A 17842-nucleotide genomic window follows, 5' to 3' on the forward strand; every position below is an offset into this window, starting at 1 on the left:
CATGTCTAGCATTAAAGAACAATTGAAAGCTCTGAAAGTTATCCCAGTTATCGCCATTGATAAAGCAGAAGACATTATCCCACTAGGTAAAGTACTGGCGGAGAACGGACTACCTGCGGCTGAAATCACCTTCCGTTCAGCGGCGGCTGAAGAAGCGATTCGCCTACTGCGTGAAACCCAGCCAGACATGCTGATTGGTGCCGGTACGGTGCTAAACCGCGAGCAAGCAATTGCAGCAAAAGAAGCAGGCGCAACCTTTATTGTATCGCCTGGCTTTAACCCAAATACCGTTAAAGCGTGCCAAGAGATCGGGATTGATATCGTACCGGGTGTGAATAACCCAAGCACAGTTGAAGTCGCGTTGGAAATGGGATTAACCACCTTGAAGTTCTTCCCTGCAGAAGCTTCTGGCGGCATCAACATGGTGAAATCACTGCTTGCGCCATACACCGACATCGAACTGATGCCTACTGGTGGCATTAACCCTGCGAACATCAAAGATTACTTAGCGATTCCACGCGTTTTGGCCTGTGGCGGAACCTGGATGGTAGACAAGAAACTGATCGAAGCGGGCAACTGGGAAGAGCTTGCACGCCTAACTCGCGAAGCGGTTGCGCTTGTAAATGAGTAATCGCTTTTAGCGATTGAATAAAGTGCCCAGCCCTCCCTCGGTGGAGGGCTGATTCGTTTGCATTCACATTCACTCACGTGATTAAGGAACCTAGATGGAAAATGGGCTAGCACAAGGCATTGGTGGCATCGCGTTTATGGTTGGCGTGATGGCCTTCTGGCAGAAAGATGACCTGCGCTTTCGCTATCAGATGATGGCGTTTTGTTTCATCATGGGCGTTCATTTCGTCTTACTGGGCGCAACCGTCGCGGCCATTGGCGTGGTCATTAATGGCATTCGCAGTTTCGCCTCCATCAAAACCCAATCACGCAAAGTGATGTGGTTCTTCATTGCACTGATGTGGCTGATGACCCTGCCAAACATGAGCCACTTTTTTGAATTCATCACCGTGTTTGGTTCCTCCGTTGCCACTTGGGCACTGTTTTCCAAACAAGGCATCGCCCTGCGCAGCTTAATTTTATTCAACTCATTTTGTTGGGTGAGCCACAACCTATGGCTTGGCTCGATCGGTGGCTCATTGGTTGAGAGCACCTTTATCGTCACCAACCTGTTGACCATTTATCGTTTGTTTCATGCCCAAGAGCGCCTCTCCCAAACCCAAAACAATCAGTTTTTGGCGTCTAACACCGAATCCAGTACAGATTGAGCATTACTCGCAATACTTTCATCACAGCACTGCTTTAAAACCAGAATGAAATCATTCAGTTCTTCGGCAGACACGCCATTATTCATGCTGATGTTGTAGTGCGCCGCAAGCTGGCTGTTCACTCCGTTGATATTTGCCAGCGCTGCAATCGTGGCAATTTCTCGTTGTTTCCACGTCAGGAGGTCACGCGCGAAAATGTCACCAAACAAATGGGCTTTTAAGTACTGATCTATTTGAGGTGAAAAGTCGAACAGCGGGCCTTTGACTTGCATACCGACCAGCGTTGTTTGGTTCTGACTGCCTAGCTCTAAGCTGCTTTTATCTGTCGATAACGGCGTCGATTCACGCCCTAATGTGTCGGTAATACCACGATTTTTGCGCACTTCAACTACTTCCATAAAAGCAGCCAATCCATTCAAACTGCGGGGAAAACCTGCGTAAGCGTATAGTTGAACGAGAACTTCTTTAATCTCATTGATCGTTAAGCCGCTCTCTAAACCATCACTCAGGCTAATCTTAAGTTTTTCTACGTCACCGCTTGCGGTGAAAGCCGCGATTGGAACGATTGCTCGTTCTTTATTACTCAATTTATCTGTTGCAAAAGCAGGCATAACGGCGGATATCGTTGTCATAGTCAGTACCCAAATTAATATGGACTTAATTGAAGTTTTAATTGCGATCATCGTCAGAACCTTCCGTTGGTTGACCACACGCCGAAGCGACTTGAGGAGCCATAAAAGCGACACCAATGAGCGCAATATTTACGCTCATGTAAGTTTGATATTTACTTGGCTTGCCTGTCATTGTCAGATCTCCGACGTCCTTAAGTTAGCGTTCAATTAGCCAAGCTCTGCGTACTCTTCGTCCGTCACGGGTTCACACCACTCATTGCTTGCTCCTTCAGCGGGTATTTCTATTGCTACATGTGAAAACCAGCTGTCTTTAGCTGCGCCATGCCAATGCTTAGTGCCAGGCGCAATATGCACGACATCGCCCACGTTGAGCGCTTGTGCTGGCTGACCAAATTCTTGATACCACCCGCGGCCTCCCGTCACGAGCAAGATTTGTCCACCTTCGTGATGAATGTGCCAAAAATTACGGCAGCCCGGTTCAAACGTCACATTTGCTACGAGCAGCCCCGGTTGGTTGAGCAACGCCAAGTAGCTTGTCCCCGTGAAGTAATCGGCATACGCTTCGTTCTTAGCCCCGAAATCAAAAATGCCATGGCCGTTAAATACTCCGGCTTTTAGTGATTGTGGAATCTGTGTTTTTGCTGTGTGATTAACCATTGCTCTACGTCTCTTTATGGAATGCAGGATGCGTATCGAGCATTCGCCAAACTGTGTAGATAACGTTAACGCCGCAGGCCATTTATCGTTAGCCTATTCATGGCTAATACTTGCCTAATTTTCCAAACAATCTGATTTTCATTTTGGTACGAAAGACGACCAACCGTCTCTTTCCTTGCCAAAAACAATAAGTAAGCCATTAATTTAAAAGTAAAATAAATAAGAGCAGAGATTAAAAACGTTTAAATTGGATCGGTTCAAAATCGCACAAAAGAAAAACAGAACCTTGCCTGATAATCTTTACTTCGCAAAATGTCGTGTATACATTGAATAACAACCTCAATAATCCGAGAGCCTTTTCGCGATGTCAGATTCATCACCAACCAACTTACCAAGTAGAGCATTCGCCACTCAGAAATTAGCCAAACTGATTGATCGATGGACGGGAAACGCAAACCAATACGACACGCCAATTTCGGGGTTGAGGTTCAGTCGCTGGACAACGCCGACGCCGCCTACGAGCTATACCCACAATCCAAGTATTTGTCTTATCGCGCAAGGCAGGAAGCGAGTCTTATTGGGAGAGGAAAGCTTTATTTACGATGCCAACCACTTCCTGATTTCTTCTGTCGATCTCCCTATCATTGCCAACATTATCGAAGCCAGTGAGGAGCAACCTTATTTAGGGCTGATCATGGAGCTGGATTTGACCGAGATTTCCCAACTGATTGTCGATAGCGAACTTGCCTTTACTCAAGCCAAAGAAGCGCAAAAAGGCATTGCTGTCGGTGAGTTGTCGGAATCTCTATTGGATGCGTTTGTACGTTTAGCAGAATTATTAGACGAAGGCCAAAACATCAAAATTTTAGCGCCCATCATTAAACGGGAGATTTTTTATCGCCTTTTGATGAGTGAACAGGGCACGCGTCTCCATCAAATCGTGACTGCGGGCAGCCATAGCCATCAAATAGCCAAAGCCATCGACTGGCTCAAAAACAACTTTGTCAAACCATTAAGTGTTGGAGATTTGGCTTCGTACACAGGTATGAGTAAGTCGTCGTTTTACACGCACTTTCGCTCCATGACGTCCATGACACCATTACAGTTTCAAAAGAAGTTACGCTTAAGCGAAGCACGCCGATTGATGCTGACAGAAAACTTAGACGCCATGGCTGCGACATTCAAAGTTGGCTATGAAAGTCCGTCTCAATTCAGTCGGGAATACAGCCGCTTGTTTGGCGCACCGCCGTCTAAAGACATCAAATTGCTAAGAGAAAATTTAGGCTAGATTGTCACAAAAAAGCCGTTAGTCTGTACTGCCACAGAGCTAACGGCTAAAAACCCATGAAGAGATCGCTTCGTCAGCACTTCACTGCGGCTGACAAAAAATGTGTAGTTTGTTAAAGCACAGCCTTGCGACTCGGTAAGAACACTTCACCCAACATGCAACGTACAGAACCACCACCAATAGATTCTATGGTAGAAACATCGAATGGCAGCAATTTACCGTGTGTCGCCAATTGGTTTCTTTGTGCTGGTGAGAATGCATCGTACGCCGATTGAGACATCGCAATCACCTTGTCGCCGTTGATGGTTTCCAGTTGCAGAATGTTGCCACAGAACTGGTTCATCTGATCAAGCGAAATTGAGATAACTTGTTTATCTTTTGCCAAAGACTTCAAAACAAAACGACGCTCAAATTCTGGGATCACTTCATCACAAATCACACAAAACTGCTCACCCACAGCCATCATCACGTTGGTATGGTAAATCGGCGAACCTGATGGCAACCGGGTTTGGAATGAAATCACGCGCTCATAACCAATGCGATTCGCGTAATCTTCCAACACTAGGCGATCACAACGCTGTGACAACGCGGCATAAACGGTTTTGTTTAGATGATCAAAAACCATCACACCAGTGCTTTCTAGGTACGCATGATCGCCTAAGTAATCCGTTAGACTGCTTTGTTGGTGAACTTCACGTCCTGCAGCGGCTAGCACGGCAATTAACGCTTCTGGGCGCACCTCATGCTGACGGTTTTCACAGGCCATTGGGAAGGTATAAAGCGTGCCGTCTGGTGTTGTGCTAAACCAGTTGTTTGGAAATACCGCATCTGGCGTCGCAACATCAGAAACTGGATAGTCAAATTCCACCACTTGCACTCCTTCTTGGCGCAACGTGGCAACCATTGCCGAAAATTCAGCCATGGTTTTTTGCGATACTTCTTTCTGGCTCAATGACACCTGATGCTGAAACTCATTGTCTTGCGCCGTTTCTTCATTAAAACGAAATTCTTTAGGTGGCACCATCACTACGCAGTTTGCGGTTTGGCGCAGAGCACTTTGTGTGCTTTCTTCTTTCCCATCAGCAAATTGGGGTACTGATTCGTGTAATAGCATCCAATATATTCCTTATCTCTAGAATGGAGAGATTGTAAATTTATTGTTAACTTCAGTTTTGCTGTTTTCGCGATTATTTCTATTCTCTAAAAGTAATTTTTCCTGCAATTAGACAGCGAAACACGATTTTTTATTGTCACTTTGCTGGTTTACGCTTTTGTGGCTCGGACATGACAAATCCAATAAATGGGATATTTCAATTCAGTTCATAACCAACTAGTTACATTTAAAAGGCGATCGGTTAGACTATTTTTTCGCCCCTCTCACAAACTCGTCTGCTTTTCTGGCCAGCGGACAACGATATTTCTTACCACCTATCTCGGTGCGCACTGCCATGTCCAAGCAGTGTAAATCGATGGATTCAGTAGACCGAGATGGCATTGTTTTAACTTTAGGATGAGTTATGTTTAAACGATTTGAAGGCTTCACAGAGCCGTTTCCCAAATCTACGCCCGATCAGCCCCCTTCAGGGATTTTTGCCTTTCTACGCCATTACACCCGAGGGTATGAAAAGCCACTGATCATCATGTCACTGATGTCGACGATTGTTGCCATCGTTGAAGTCATGCTGTTTGGTGCAATGGGCCAACTGGTAGACTGGCTTTCCACCAGTAATCCAGAAACCTTTTTGCAAGATAACCGAGCGGATCTGATTTTTTACGGCGTCTTACTTCTGGTTGTGATGCCACTTTTGGTTGTTATCTACTCTTTGCTGGTGCATCAAACCTTGTTGGGTAACTACCCAATGTCCATTCGCTGGCTTGCTCACCGTTATCTGCTCAATCAGAGTCTGAACTTCTATCAAGATGATTTTGCAGGGCGCGTTGCAACCAAAGTGATGCAAACCTCTCTCGCAGTACGTGAAACGGTCATGAAGAGCATGGACGTGTTTGTCTACGTGACGGTTTACTTCACCAGTATGGTCGTGATGTTAGCAGCTGCAGATTGGCGTTTAATGATTCCAATGATTGTCTGGCTTTTGGTTTACATCGCGATTCAGATTTACTTTGTACCGAAACTGAAAGATGTGGCCTCTGAGCAAGCCGATGCGCGCTCAACCATGACAGGCCGTATTGTCGACAGCTACACCAACATCCAAACCGTGAAGCTGTTTTCACATAGCCAACGAGAAACCCAATATGCCGAACAAGGCATGAAAGGATTTCTCAACACGGTTTATCGTCAAATGCGCTTGGTTACGGGCTTTGACGTGGCGGTTGAAATCTCCAACTACATCTTGGTGTTTTCCGTCGCGGCTTTGTCGATTTATCTGTGGTTGGACAGCGCGATTAGCGTCGGCGCCATTGCTATTGCGGTCAGCCTAGCGCTGCGCGTTAACGGCATGTCGATGTGGATCATGTGGGAAGTCGGAGCCCTGTTTGAAAACATGGGTACTGTCGTGGATGGCATGAAAACACTGTCCAAACCTATCGATATCCAAGACAAACCGAATGCGAAAGACTTGGTCGTATCTCAAGGTGGCATCCAGTTCGATAACGTCAGCTTTCATTACGGTGAAAACAAAGGCGTCATCAACCATCTGAATCTCGACATCAAACCTGGAGAAAAAGTCGGCTTGGTTGGGCGCTCTGGCGCTGGCAAATCCACGTTGGTGAACTTGCTGTTACGCTTCCATGATGTGGAAGAAGGTAGCATCAAGATTGACGGTCAAAACATTGCTGACGTCACGCAAGATTCGTTGCGCTCGAAAATTGGTATGGTGACACAGGATACGTCTCTTTTGCACCGTTCAATAAGAGATAACATCTTGTACGGCAACCCAACCGCCTCAGAAGAGGAACTGCTTAAAGCGACGAAACAAGCGCACGCTCACGAGTTCATCGAAACACTGACAGACCCATTTGGCAATGTCGGCTACGATGCGCAAGTTGGCGAACGAGGCGTGAAGTTGTCTGGTGGTCAGCGTCAGCGTATCGCTATTTCTCGTGTGTTATTGAAAGACGCGCCGCTGTTGGTACTGGATGAAGCAACTTCAGCTCTGGACTCAGAAGTCGAAGCCGCTATCCAAGAAAGCTTGAACGAGCTCATGCAAGGAAAAACCGTGATTGCAATAGCACACCGATTGTCGACCATCGCCCAGATGGATCGCTTAATCGTTCTCGACAAAGGTAACGTCGTAGAGCAAGGCTCGCACCAAGAGCTGATCGCTCATAACGGCATCTACGCACAGCTTTGGGCACACCAAACTGGCGGTTTTCTTGGTGAAGAACTAGACAATCAGCAAGCTTCTTAACACCGTTTTTTATTCTCGAATTACATGAGCACTGAACTGACGAACTCACTCATTCTCATTTATGAAACACCAACAATGATGAAGATCACACTTTTTCTGCTAATATAGCGCCTCGTTGCGTATCTATTGCAATGGACACAATGCAGAGTACCTAGCTGAATTCATTTATCGTTTCACTTTTTGATAAGCAGCTATACTCAATAGATGGCTTAGTTATTAAATTAACAATAAGGTAATTAGCTTATGTGTAAATGTGGTTCAATGCAGATCGTACAAGTAAAACCTAGTTGGGCTGACAAGCTATTCGGCTATTCAGAAAGATGGAAATGCCAACTTTGTTGTAAGATCTACCGCATCTAAAAATAAAAAAAATAGAATCTTAGTTTTTCTAAGAAAAAGCAGTGGCCCGACAATGATTGTCGGGTTTTGTTTTTCTAAAGCCTCAATTATCTCCCTACGCTTCCACGCAAACCAATCTGCTCAACACCTAGCATCTCAATGTGACTTAGGTATAGAATCTGGCCCACTTATTTCTTCCTCTATTCATACATAACTGGTCACTATGAACAAAAGTTTGCTAACGAATCTGCTCGCCATCGCTTTGATGGGTGCGGGCCATCAATTTCAGAACGACTATCTTTGGTATGCAGGTCTCTTTGCCTTCTCTGGCGCCATCACTAACTGGCTTGCCATCCACATGCTGTTTGAAAAAGTGCCGGGCTTATACGGTTCTGGTGTGATTCCCGCACGGTTTGAAGAATTCAAACTGGCGATCAAAAATTTGATGATGGAACAGTTCTTTACCGAAGCGAACATCGACCGATTCTTGAATAAAGAAATGGCGGGCGGTGTGAACATCGATCTTCAACCTGTGATTGAGAAAGTGGATCTAAACCCAGCCTTTGACTCATTAGTAGAAGTCATTGAGGGCTCCCAGTTTGGCGGCATGCTAGCGATGTTTGGTGGCGCGGAAGCTCTACAGCCGATGCGACAACCTTTCGTCGAAAAGATGCAAGTGTCCATCATCGAACTGAGCAAGAGCGACAGCATTAAAGAAGCTTTGAAAGAGCAGTTTGAATCACCAGCCATGATGGATGAGATTAAGCAGAACATCGAAGGCATCATCGACCAACGCCTTAGCGAGTTAACGCCGGCATTGGTTAAAGAAATGGTGCAAAAAATGATTAAAGAACACCTAGGCTGGCTAGTAGTTTGGGGTGGCGTATTCGGTGGTTTGATTGGTGTTATTAGCACCTTTATCGGCGCATAATCCTTCACTAAACATCGAGAGACCTATCGAAAAAGGAGCCTTTTGGCTCCTTTTTTATGTCCTGTCCCACGACAAGTGCGTTAGCCTAATAGCTCCGGATTCACACCAAATCCCGTTTTGTGCTCTTCTATCACCACTTCACTTCGCGTCTGAATAACACCCGGTAGCGTGCCTAGCTTACTCGACATGAACTCTTGATACGCTTTCATGTTCTTCACTCGGACTTTAATCATGGTGTCGAAGTCACCAGAGAGCGAATAACACTCTTCAATTTCTGGCATCAATTCCACCGCTTTGGCAAACTTTTCAAAAATCGAGAAGCTGGTTTGATCCAAACGAATATGAATGAACACCTGAACATCCAATCCTAATTTTTCAGCATTCAACTCGGCATGATAACCATTGATATAGCCTTCTTTCTCAAGCCTTTTGACGCGATCTGAGCACGGCGACGTGGTTAAGTTAATCTGCTTCGCCAGTTCGACGACTGGAATTCGCCCGCGTGAATGAAGCACTCTCAAAATATGCAGATCAATCCTGTCTAATTGGTAGCTCATCAACACATCCTTGTAACAACTCAGGGAGCTTTACATTAATCGTTACCGTTATGTTTGCAAACTAACAAATGAACAACGTGTGAATTCCGCTTAGTTTTAACGTTTGCTTAGCACAAAAAGTCATCATCAACCTAAAAACACATCCTAGCTGTTAACATAAGTTTATAAATAACAAAGGCACTCACATGGCTTTTATAAGAGAAAAATCGGTGTGAATGAAAAAGTGAAACGATGAACTTTGCAGAGAATAAAGTGAGCTATAAACAGAAGAAATGAGCCAAATAGTAAGGCAATAATAGGAAAAATTATTGAGGAAAAAGCAATGTTAACCTTACAACTGGCGTACAAACCGTTTGGTGTTGGCGAATGGACATACACCACGGTTTCTCACGAAGTCGCTAAGTTTTTAGCACGTGAATACGCATCTTATGGCTGGCCAGTGATGATCGACGGATCGCCCTACTCCAACGAAGAACCTTTAGCAGCGTAACGTTAAACTACAGAGCGGCGGATACGTGTCTTGCCGGGTGAGGTACCACTTCACCGATCGCTCGGTGGTTGCAGCAACGACAAAAATACTGTGGTTCCATCTCGTAATAGTGCTCACCCGAGACAAACTTCGCCATCAGTTGCGTGAAACTCACCACCTTACCGGTTAACGTGTCAACGGATTGAGGCTCACAACGCTTCATGATCACCTTATGTTGCGTTGATTTTCTACACGCTGAGCAATATATATCCGGCATCTCTCTTCTCCCTGAATTTTTGTGTGCTACTGACAATTGACATATTTTGTTCAAAATAATTCCACAATAAAAAAGCCCCTTTACTTTTTTGTGCCCTATCTTCAAAAAATCCTACTAAAGTATGAAAAAACTGAGACCTTGGTCAGACCTCAACTTTTATACCACTTATATGAAAAACAGCACCTATGTGTGTAATAATACGACACATCACACATAAGCTATTGTTAGGGCTTATTATTTAGTAAGGCGCGTGACAACTTTACAGTTGGCTAGGTCGAGCTTTCGTAACGCTTTGTTATCTCGATTTACCCCGCAAACCAGTTGCTAGCAACAACAGCCGTCTCATCAAGGAAGAAATGCATGACGATACAACCGACTCTCACTACCGAAAGACTCGTCCTCCGGCCATTCAATATCGGTGACTGCCAACAAGTGGCTTTACTCGCTGGAGATAAGCGAATTGCCGACATGACAGCAAACATCCCACATCCTTATGAGCTACCGATGGCGCAAGCATGGATAGATAGGCACTATCCGATGTATCAGCAGCATCAAGGCGTGGCGTACGCTATTACCTTGCGAAACACTGGGGAGTTACTTGGTGCGGTGAGTTTACCGCGTATCGAAGAGGGGTACGGAATATTAGGCTACTGGGTTGGCGTGCCACATTGGGGGAAAGGCTATGCATTCGAAGCCTCCAAAGCCTTACTCGAATTTGCTCGAATGCACTTTGAGTTAAACGGAATAACCGTGATGCATTTGGTGGACAATCTGCGTTCTAAATCGGTGATCCAAAAACTAAAGATCCCTTACGTCGGTGACAAAACATTGCGCATGCAAGGCAAAGAACGAAAGGTTTGTGTCTACCAACTCACGTTCGTCGCTTCTGAATAAAGTCGAGGGATATGTCGGATGATCATCCATGAAACTTCACAAAATCTGCCCAAGAACAACCCTTTATTGCTGGGAACTGTATCGTTGTCGCTGTTCTATTTTTCCTACCTGGCAGACAAGCTCGTCGAGTTTGGACTCTTAGCACTCACAATAGTCGGATTGAAACTGATCTCAACGTACTTCACGCGCCGCGCGTTCAATCCTAAAACGCTATATATCGATGCAAGCACTAGCGCCTTGAAGTACAGCCAGGGCTCAACGGTTTACTTCCGTCTACCTCTTGATGACATTGTCAGAGTCCAAATACAGAAAGAGTCCTTCTCCAGCCAAAGTTTAATGATCTACACAGTCAACGACGCTTACCAAGTGCCGAATTCTGACAATTTCGATTCTCTGCAGTTAAAGGATTTAATGAAACAACTTGAAAAGAGGATTGATGATCAACGTCGTTAAAGCAAAAAAAGAAGATATTCCAGAAGTTTCCAATTTGGTCTCTAAATAGAAAGACAAAAAAGCCAGCAATAACGCTGGCTTTTCTCTGTGTTAGTCTTGTGCGACTTTCACGCGAATTTTGCTTTTTTCTACGTTCGTCAAATTCAGTGCTTCAAGAGCAGAAATTGCTTCTGCTTCGTCCGGCATGATGACAAAACCGAAGCCTTTCGACAAACCCGTTTCTTGATCAAGCACTAGCGAACACAGTTCTACTTTGCCGTACGCTGAAAATAATTTGCGGATATCTTGCTCGGTCATGTGACGAGCCAAGTTTCTTACTAAAAGTTTCATAATGAACCTAGTTGGTTTGATAACGGTTCGATTCTCTCAGTTTCTCTCTGGCAAACCAAGTGAATAATATGACGGCGGTGACTAGATCATTCTAAGTACATCTGTTTAAATGATTTTCCGTTCATTTTTCACCCATAGGATAGCCAGCATGGAAACGAAACGTCTCAAACTCATCCCCGCTTGTTTAGAACGAGCCGAAGAGGCGCATCAAGCTGTCGTTCGCAGCCAAAAGACTCTCGAAGTCTATCTGCCGTGGGTGCCTCATGTGCTGACATTAGAAGCGATGATAGAAGGGACAGAGAAAGCCATCGCAAACTTTGAAAACTTCGAAGAAGAGCTGCGTTACTACATCATTGAAAAGGAAAGCGATCGCTTACTGGGTGCGGTCGGCTTGATGATTCGAGATCCCGACGTGCCATCCTTTGAGATAGGTTATTGGTTAGATGATGCTGCCGTTGGCAATGGTTATGTTGCCGAGGCTGTGCTCGAAGTTGAGCGCTATGCGTTTGATGATTTGGGTGCCAAGAGAATCGCAATTCATGCTGATAGCACCAACCAAAAGAGCCGTGCTGTAGCCAAGCGCTGTGGTTATGAGTTCGAAGGCGAACTCAGAAACGAACGTCTTACCACATCGGGAGAGCTGAGTAACACCGTGATTTACTCAAAAATCCGCGAATAAGTCGCTTAGCTAAACCGATTTAAACACAATAAAAAAGCCCGCGATATTCGCGGGCTTTTGTCATCTTTGCAGCGGTTAGTCTAGATCAACCAACTTCTGCTTGTACTCTTGGTGTTGGTCTAGAACTTCTTGACCTGCACCGCCAGTCATCTTGCTAACCAACACGATAGCCAGTGTTGAGAAGATGATGCCCGGTACGATTTCGTAAACGTCGAACCAACCGCCAGTTAGCTGTTTCCAAACTACGATGGTCACGCCACCCACTAGGATGCCCGCTAGTGCGCCGTTACGGTTCATACCGCTCCAGTAAAGGCTAAGTACTACTGCAGGGCCAAATGCCGCGCCGAAGCCTGCCCAAGCGTAAGATACAAGACCTAGCACAGAGCTGTCTGGTGTCATTGCTAGGAACAATGCAATCAAAGAAATCACGATAACGCCCACACGGCCAATCATCACCACTTCTTCTGAAGAAGCATCAGGTTTGATCACTTGCTTGTAGAAGTCTTCTGCTAGTGCAGATGAAGATACTAGAAGCTGTGAATCCGCTGTACTCATTACTGCCGCTAGGATTGCTGCTAGTAGGATACCAGCAACCACTGGGTGGAATACGGTGTTCACAAGCAACATAAAGATTTTCTCACCATCTTCTAGTTGCGTGCCTGGGTGGCCAGTCACCCATACCAGACCAACGAGACCCACTAGCATTGCACCTGCCATTGAAAGCGCAGTCCAACCCACAGCGATACGACGCGCTGTAGTTAGGTCCTTGTTTGAACGTGATGCTTTGAAACGCGCTAGGATGTGTGGCTGACCAAAGTAGCCAAGACCCCATGCCGCTAGCGAGATAATCGCGATAGCTGACAGCGGTTCACCTTTCACATCATTCCACAACGTCAGTAGTTCTGGGTTGATGTTGTGCATGTCTGAAGACAGTTGGCCAAAACCACCGTCCATAACAGCAATCGGAACGATCATCAGTGCTGCTGCCATCAATAGGCCTTGCACTAAGTCAGTCCAAGATACCGCTAAGAAACCACCGAACAGCGTGTAAGAAACCACACAAACTGTACCAATAACTACTGCAATGCTGTAATCAAGGCCGAATACGGTTTCAAACAGTTTGCCCCCTGCAACCAAACCTGAGCTGGTGTAGAAAAGGAAGAATAGAAGAATGAAAAACGCAGAGATGGTCTGAATCAGTTTTGATTTGTCGTTGAAACGACGTGACAGGAACTCTGGCAACGTTAACGCGTCAGTTTGGATGCTGTAAGTACGCAGACGTTTTGCACTGATGAACCAGTTAGCCCATGTACCAGCAAGTAGACCACCTGCTAGCCAAAATGCCTCGATACCTGCTGCATACGCGTAACCAGGCAAACCTAGTAGCAGCCAGCCACTCATGTCTGATGCACCTGCAGATAACGCAGCAGGCCACGGACCTAGGCTACGGCCACCTAGGAAGTAGTCAGATGAATTGGAAGTCCTCTTATACGCGTAAACGCCAATGGCAACCATAATTATTAAATACGCCACAAAAGTGGACGTGATAGCAAAGCTATTTTCTATCATTTGATAGTCCTCGTTATAATTATTTCCTTCCTTGTCTTCTCTGACATTTTGCCATCTCAGCAATACATCAAAGCAAGAGACACCAATCTGAACGAGCTCTCAGGCTGGTTATTTCAAATTGGTGTCACAAGTCAGGTTAGTGAGTTTCGTTCCCCAACTCGAGTAGAGTCGCGTTACCACCCACCGCTGTAATATTTATCGTTCGAGTACGCTCAGTAATAAAGCGCAACGAGAGATGCGGATCGTGAGCCAGTTTTGGTGACTCCAAATCCGTTTCAGAAACTAAGCCGACGATGGCACCATCGCGCTTAGCCAATTGAAGATTGAGCGCATGCTCAACCTGAGAATGCCCAACATAACCCACACTACGTACATCGCTTTCTAGCAACGGGGCAGACGCATCGTACGCAACTACTTGGACTAAGTTAGATGGGAAGTTTGTTGACGATACCGCTTGCTCAACCAGTCGGTTTAGCTCGGCATTGTCGCTGCAAATCACAACACTGTTACCTGCGATAAGGGCACAAGTGATCATTGCAAAAGTGCTGTACAGCGCGTTTTCAGTGTTTTCGATGTTGTTTTCACAAATCACCAAAGCCACACCACGACCAGCCGCGTACAGCTCGTTAGTTTCCCCCGTAGGGCCCACTAACTGATGAGGTTCTGCAAGCAGTGCAGACGCTTGTTGCAAGTGGTAAGACACTACTTTCGCCACAACAGCATTCTGCCCTTCTAGTGCAGATTTTAATGCCAACACATGTTCGCATTTGTAATCAAAATCGGTCAGATTCCACTGCTCCCAAGCAGAGAATGCATCTTTAAAATATGTGATCTGATGAACCATAATGCGACTCCTTATGCGTTCTCTGCTTGAGCAAGAAGATGTTGAGTAAAGCGGTACAAGTAGTGAGGACCACCAGCTTTTGGACCTGTACCAGACAAGCCTTGACCACCAAATGGCTGAACGCCAACAACCGCACCAACTTGATCTCGGTTGATGTAGCAGTTACCCACGCGAGCGTGCTTTTCAATCCAGCGATAAGTGGTTTCGTTACGGCTGTGAATGCCCATTGTTAGACCAAAACCTGTTTGGTTGATCTGCTCTACCACGTTTGGCAGTTCAGACGCTTTAAAGCGAACAATGTGCAAGATAGGACCAAATTGCTCTTCTTTCAGAACATCAATGCCTGAGATTTCAAACGCACTTGGCGCAACAAAATCGCCATACTGACACGCTTCTTCCAGTTGCAGCTGCGCAACTTTCTTCTGCGTGCTGCTCATCTGCTCTAGGTGAGCAAGGAGTTTTTGCTTCGCATTGCGGTCAATAACCGGACCCACATCGGTTTTGTGCAAGTAAGGCAAGCCAACGTGTAGCTCTTTCATCGCGCCTTGGATAAGGGTGATGATGCGATCCGCAACGTCTTCTTGAACAAACAGCACACGAAGCGCAGAACAGCGTTGACCCGCCGATGCAAACGCAGAGCGAATCACATCCCGAACCACCTGCTCTGGCAGTGCAGTACTGTCGACGATCATGGCGTTTTGGCCGCCAGTTTCCGCGATAAACGGTACTGGCTTCGCGGTACGCTCTGCCAACGTTACGTTGATGCGCTGTGCCGTTGCCGTAGAGCCCGTAAATGCGACACCTGCGATGGCGTCGTGAGAGGTTAGTGCATGACCAATCTCACCACCGCGACCAGGAAGTAATTGAGTTACGCCAGCTGGGAAGCCAGCTTCCAGCATCAAATCAATCGCGCGAGCAGCAATCAAGCTGGTTTGTTCAGCCGGTTTAGCAACCACTGTGTTACCCGCAACAAGCGCCGCGGTTACTTGACCAAGGAAAATCGCCAGAGGGAAGTTCCAAGGGCTAATACAAACGAACACACCAAGACCTTCACGGCTTGAAATGCGTTTCACACCATCAAAACCTTCCAGTTCAAATGGTTGTAGGTTTTGCGCTTGTTTTGCGTAGTAACGACAGAAATCAACCGCTTCACGAACTTCATCAATGCTGTCGTGAATGGTTTTACCCGCTTCTTGATGACAAATCGCCACCAACTCCGCCAAGTTTGCTTCCATCAGGTCAGCAAGTGTTTCTAAACACTTCGCTTTTTGCTCAATCGCAGTGCCTTTCCATTCTGGGAATGCCGCTTGCGCCGCTTCAATCGCAGCGGAAACATGATCAAGAGTTGCAAAAGCGACTTGACCCACTTCAACACGACGATCGTAAGGCGCGGTAATGATCTCAGCGAGGTTTTCCTTGATCATGCTTTCGGCAAAACGTTCACCGTTGATCACAGGGCCCGCAGCCCACTTATTGTTTAGGAAGCTTTCAACTTGCGCTTCAAATGGTTTTGCTTCGCTTTCGATATCGATGTTGACGCCGTAAGAGTTTTTACGCTCAGGGAAAATACCTGAAGGCATTGGGATCTTATCGTTATTCAGCGTCGCAAAACTGGTTAGCGCATCCACAGGGTGATGTGTCAGTTCAGAAATTGGGCAACGCGCGTCAACCAAACGGTGTACAAACGAGCTGTTTGCGCCATTTTCTAGCAAACGACGAACAAGGTAAGGCAGTAGATCCGCGTGGCTACCAACTGGAGCGTAAATACGAACAGGTTGGCCGTATTTCTCCATCACATGGTTGTAGAGTGAATCTCCCATGCCGTGTAGGCGTTGGAATTCAAAATCCTTATGCTGCGCCATCACTGCAATCGCAGTAACTGTGTGCGCATTGTGGCTGGCAAACTGCGGGAAGATATTGCCACGTACGCCTTCGCTTAATAGGAAACGCGCACATGCAAGGTAAGCAACATCGGTCGCTTCTTTGCGTGTGTACACTGGGTAGTTGTCGTAGCCCGCTTGTTGTGACCATTTGATTTCGCTATCCCAGTACGCGCCTTTTACCAAGCGAAGTGGGATCAAGTCACCTTGCTCTTTCGCAAGGGCATTGAGCCAAACCAATACTGGTAGAGCACGCTTCGAGTACGCTTGCACAACAAGACCAAACTTGCCCCAACCTTTCACGAGGTCACTGCGGTAAATCTTCTCGAACAGCTTTAGGGACAGCTCAAGGCGATCAGCTTCTTCTGCATCAATCGTGATCGCAACGTCGACTTCAATCGCGCGTTTTAGTAGTTGCATGAGCGTTTCGTACAGCTCAGTCATAACACGCTCTTCGTTCGCCACTTCGTAGCGAGGGTGCAATGCTGAAAGCTTGATAGAAACCGAAGGCGCAGGGCTAGTGTCGTTACCGTAAGTCTCGCGACCCACCGCTTCGATCGCCATTAGGTAATCTTTGAAGTATTTGTTTGCATCCGCTGTTGTTAGCGCCGCTTCACCCAACATATCAAATGAGTAAGTGAAACCTTTGTCGCGCATCGGGCGACCATTTTTCTGCGCTTCTTCAATCGTGCGGCCGCGAACAAACTGGTGACCCATGATCTTCATTGCCTGATACATGGCTTTACGAATCACAGGTTCAGAGAATTTGTTAACCAGACGGTTTACAGCCTGACTTGGGCTCTGGGTGCCTTGCTCACCAAGACCGACCACTTTACCTGTCAGCATTAGGCCCCATGTTGACGCGTTAACGAAAACAGAGTCTGAGTTTTTCAGGTGAGATTTCCAGTCCGCAACGCTTAACTTGTCTTTAATCAGCGCGTCTGCGGTTGCCGCATCCGGGATTCGCATTAACGCTTCTGCAAGACACATCAGCAAGATACCTTCTTGAGTATCGAGACTGTATTCCAGCAAAAGTGCATCAATCATCTGGATTGACTTCTTATCGGCACGAATGGCTTCAATAAGTTTGGTCGTTTGGTTAGTGATCGCCGATTTTTCTTCCGTTGTCGGCGTCGCTAGTGGCAATAATTGCTCTAGCCATTGAGACTCGTCCACCATATACAATGGCGAGATCAGTGACCACAACTTATCAAGCGGCTGCCCGATAAATTCCGGTGTCAACACGTTCGTAGCTGTAAACATGTGTGTTCCTCAATCTCACTCCTCGAAAACCGCTTCGAGGATCATCAATGGCTGGCAGTGTATTTTGAGGCCGATAATAATACTTGTCAAAAACTACGATATTTTTGCCAAAAACTCGCTTTTATAACAAAACAT

General features: G+C 46.3%; 19 protein-coding genes. 9 read left to right on the forward strand and 10 right to left on the reverse strand.

Going from position 1 to position 17842, the window contains the following annotated elements; genetic code table 11:
- The first annotated feature begins 1 nt into the window (after position 1).
- Positions 2-631, forward strand: a complete 630-nt coding sequence (locus OU793_RS02185) for a bifunctional 4-hydroxy-2-oxoglutarate aldolase/2-dehydro-3-deoxy-phosphogluconate aldolase (protein WP_140103052.1) — start codon at positions 2-4, stop codon at positions 629-631.
- Positions 632-725: 94 nt separating this feature from the next.
- On the forward strand, positions 726-1277 hold the full coding sequence (locus tag OU793_RS02190; protein ID WP_025545442.1) for a YgjV family protein: 552 nt from the start codon (positions 726-728) through the stop codon (positions 1275-1277).
- Here the strand turns inward: OU793_RS02190 and OU793_RS02195 are convergent.
- The 3 genes from OU793_RS02195 to OU793_RS02205 are packed head-to-tail and all read right to left on the reverse strand — an operon-like array spanning position 1238 to position 2566.
- Positions 1238-1888 (reverse strand): carboxymuconolactone decarboxylase family protein, encoded by a 651-nt coding sequence (locus OU793_RS02195; protein ID WP_180793840.1) that lies wholly within the window; start codon positions 1886-1888, stop codon positions 1238-1240. The genes OU793_RS02190 and OU793_RS02195 overlap by 40 nt on opposite strands.
- A gap of 58 nt (positions 1889-1946) precedes the next feature.
- Positions 1947-2081, reverse strand: a complete 135-nt coding sequence (locus tag OU793_RS02200; RefSeq protein ID WP_256898109.1) for a hypothetical protein — start codon at positions 2079-2081, stop codon at positions 1947-1949.
- 35 nt (positions 2082-2116) lie between these two features.
- Positions 2117-2566 carry a cupin domain-containing protein gene (locus tag OU793_RS02205; RefSeq protein ID WP_031381652.1) on the reverse strand — a complete coding sequence of 150 codons (450 nt, stop codon included), beginning with the start codon at positions 2564-2566 and terminating at the stop codon, positions 2117-2119.
- A 364-nt stretch (positions 2567-2930) separates the two neighbouring features.
- Between OU793_RS02205 and OU793_RS02210 the strand changes: the two genes are divergently transcribed.
- The gene (locus OU793_RS02210; RefSeq protein ID WP_069489157.1) at positions 2931-3854 is read left to right on the forward strand and encodes an AraC family transcriptional regulator; all 924 of its coding nucleotides are present in this window, start codon (positions 2931-2933) and stop codon (positions 3852-3854) included.
- A gap of 112 nt (positions 3855-3966) precedes the next feature.
- Here the strand turns inward: OU793_RS02210 and OU793_RS02215 are convergent, their stop codons facing one another.
- A complete protein-coding gene (locus tag OU793_RS02215) occupies positions 3967-4968 on the reverse strand; it encodes an arginine deiminase-related protein (protein ID WP_140103054.1) in 1002 nt (333 codons plus the stop codon).
- A gap of 403 nt (positions 4969-5371) precedes the next feature.
- Here OU793_RS02215 and OU793_RS02220 point away from each other — a divergent pair, with 403 nt between their 5' ends.
- Together OU793_RS02220 and OU793_RS02225 are read left to right on the forward strand one after the other, a co-directional pair.
- Positions 5372-7222: an ABC transporter ATP-binding protein gene (locus OU793_RS02220; RefSeq protein WP_005477482.1), complete on the forward strand. Its 1851-nt coding sequence runs from the start codon at positions 5372-5374 to the stop codon at positions 7220-7222.
- 562 nt (positions 7223-7784) lie between these two features.
- Positions 7785-8492: a DUF445 domain-containing protein gene (locus tag OU793_RS02225; RefSeq protein WP_005484721.1), complete on the forward strand. Its 708-nt coding sequence runs from the start codon at positions 7785-7787 to the stop codon at positions 8490-8492.
- A gap of 80 nt (positions 8493-8572) precedes the next feature.
- Here OU793_RS02225 and OU793_RS02230 read toward each other — a convergent pair whose 3' ends face one another.
- On the reverse strand, positions 8573-9049 hold the full coding sequence (locus OU793_RS02230; RefSeq protein WP_005465952.1) for an Lrp/AsnC family transcriptional regulator: 477 nt from the start codon (positions 9047-9049) through the stop codon (positions 8573-8575).
- Between the two features lie 322 nt (positions 9050-9371).
- Between OU793_RS02230 and OU793_RS02235 the strand changes: the two genes are divergently transcribed.
- Positions 9372-9539, forward strand: coding sequence for a hypothetical protein (locus tag OU793_RS02235; protein ID WP_005466428.1), 168 nt, complete (start codon positions 9372-9374; stop codon positions 9537-9539).
- A 7-nt stretch (positions 9540-9546) separates the two neighbouring features.
- Here the strand turns inward: OU793_RS02235 and OU793_RS02240 are convergent, their stop codons facing one another.
- Positions 9547-9795 carry a hypothetical protein gene (locus OU793_RS02240; protein WP_011106558.1) on the reverse strand — a complete coding sequence of 83 codons (249 nt, stop codon included), beginning with the start codon at positions 9793-9795 and terminating at the stop codon, positions 9547-9549.
- A gap of 360 nt (positions 9796-10155) precedes the next feature.
- Between OU793_RS02240 and OU793_RS02245 the strand changes: the two genes are divergently transcribed.
- Both OU793_RS02245 and OU793_RS02250 read left to right on the forward strand, forming a co-directional pair.
- The gene (locus tag OU793_RS02245; RefSeq protein ID WP_025524207.1) at positions 10156-10689 is read left to right on the forward strand and encodes a GNAT family N-acetyltransferase; all 534 of its coding nucleotides are present in this window, start codon (positions 10156-10158) and stop codon (positions 10687-10689) included.
- 18 nt (positions 10690-10707) lie between these two features.
- The gene (locus tag OU793_RS02250) at positions 10708-11142 is read left to right on the forward strand and encodes a hypothetical protein (protein WP_140103538.1); all 435 of its coding nucleotides are present in this window, start codon (positions 10708-10710) and stop codon (positions 11140-11142) included.
- 90 nt (positions 11143-11232) lie between these two features.
- Here OU793_RS02250 and OU793_RS02255 read toward each other — a convergent pair whose 3' ends face one another.
- Positions 11233-11472 (reverse strand): RNA-binding protein, encoded by a 240-nt coding sequence (locus OU793_RS02255; RefSeq protein WP_005466432.1) that lies wholly within the window; start codon positions 11470-11472, stop codon positions 11233-11235.
- A 148-nt stretch (positions 11473-11620) separates the two neighbouring features.
- Between OU793_RS02255 and OU793_RS02260 the strand changes: the two genes are divergently transcribed.
- Positions 11621-12151 (forward strand): GNAT family N-acetyltransferase, encoded by a 531-nt coding sequence (locus OU793_RS02260; protein WP_053318149.1) that lies wholly within the window; start codon positions 11621-11623, stop codon positions 12149-12151.
- Between the two features lie 75 nt (positions 12152-12226).
- Here the strand turns inward: OU793_RS02260 and putP are convergent, their stop codons facing one another.
- The 3 genes from putP to putA all read right to left on the reverse strand — a co-directional run bounded on the left by putP (position 12227) and on the right by putA (position 17707).
- Positions 12227-13720, reverse strand: a complete 1494-nt coding sequence (putP, locus tag OU793_RS02265; protein ID WP_005484781.1) for a sodium/proline symporter PutP — start codon at positions 13718-13720, stop codon at positions 12227-12229.
- Between the two features lie 136 nt (positions 13721-13856).
- Positions 13857-14564 carry a 1-pyrroline-5-carboxylate dehydrogenase gene (locus OU793_RS02270; RefSeq protein ID WP_005467523.1) on the reverse strand — a complete coding sequence of 236 codons (708 nt, stop codon included), beginning with the start codon at positions 14562-14564 and terminating at the stop codon, positions 13857-13859.
- Positions 14565-14575: 11 nt separating this feature from the next.
- Complete coding sequence (gene putA, locus OU793_RS02275; protein WP_140103540.1) at positions 14576-17707, reverse strand: bifunctional proline dehydrogenase/L-glutamate gamma-semialdehyde dehydrogenase PutA; 3132 nt, start codon at positions 17705-17707, stop codon at positions 14576-14578.
- Positions 17708-17842: the final 135 nt, after the last annotated feature.

Origin of the sequence: Vibrio sp. VP6, assembly GCF_028823755.1 — a bacterium.
In the GTDB taxonomy this organism is placed as follows: domain Bacteria; phylum Pseudomonadota; class Gammaproteobacteria; order Enterobacterales; family Vibrionaceae; genus Vibrio; species Vibrio parahaemolyticus.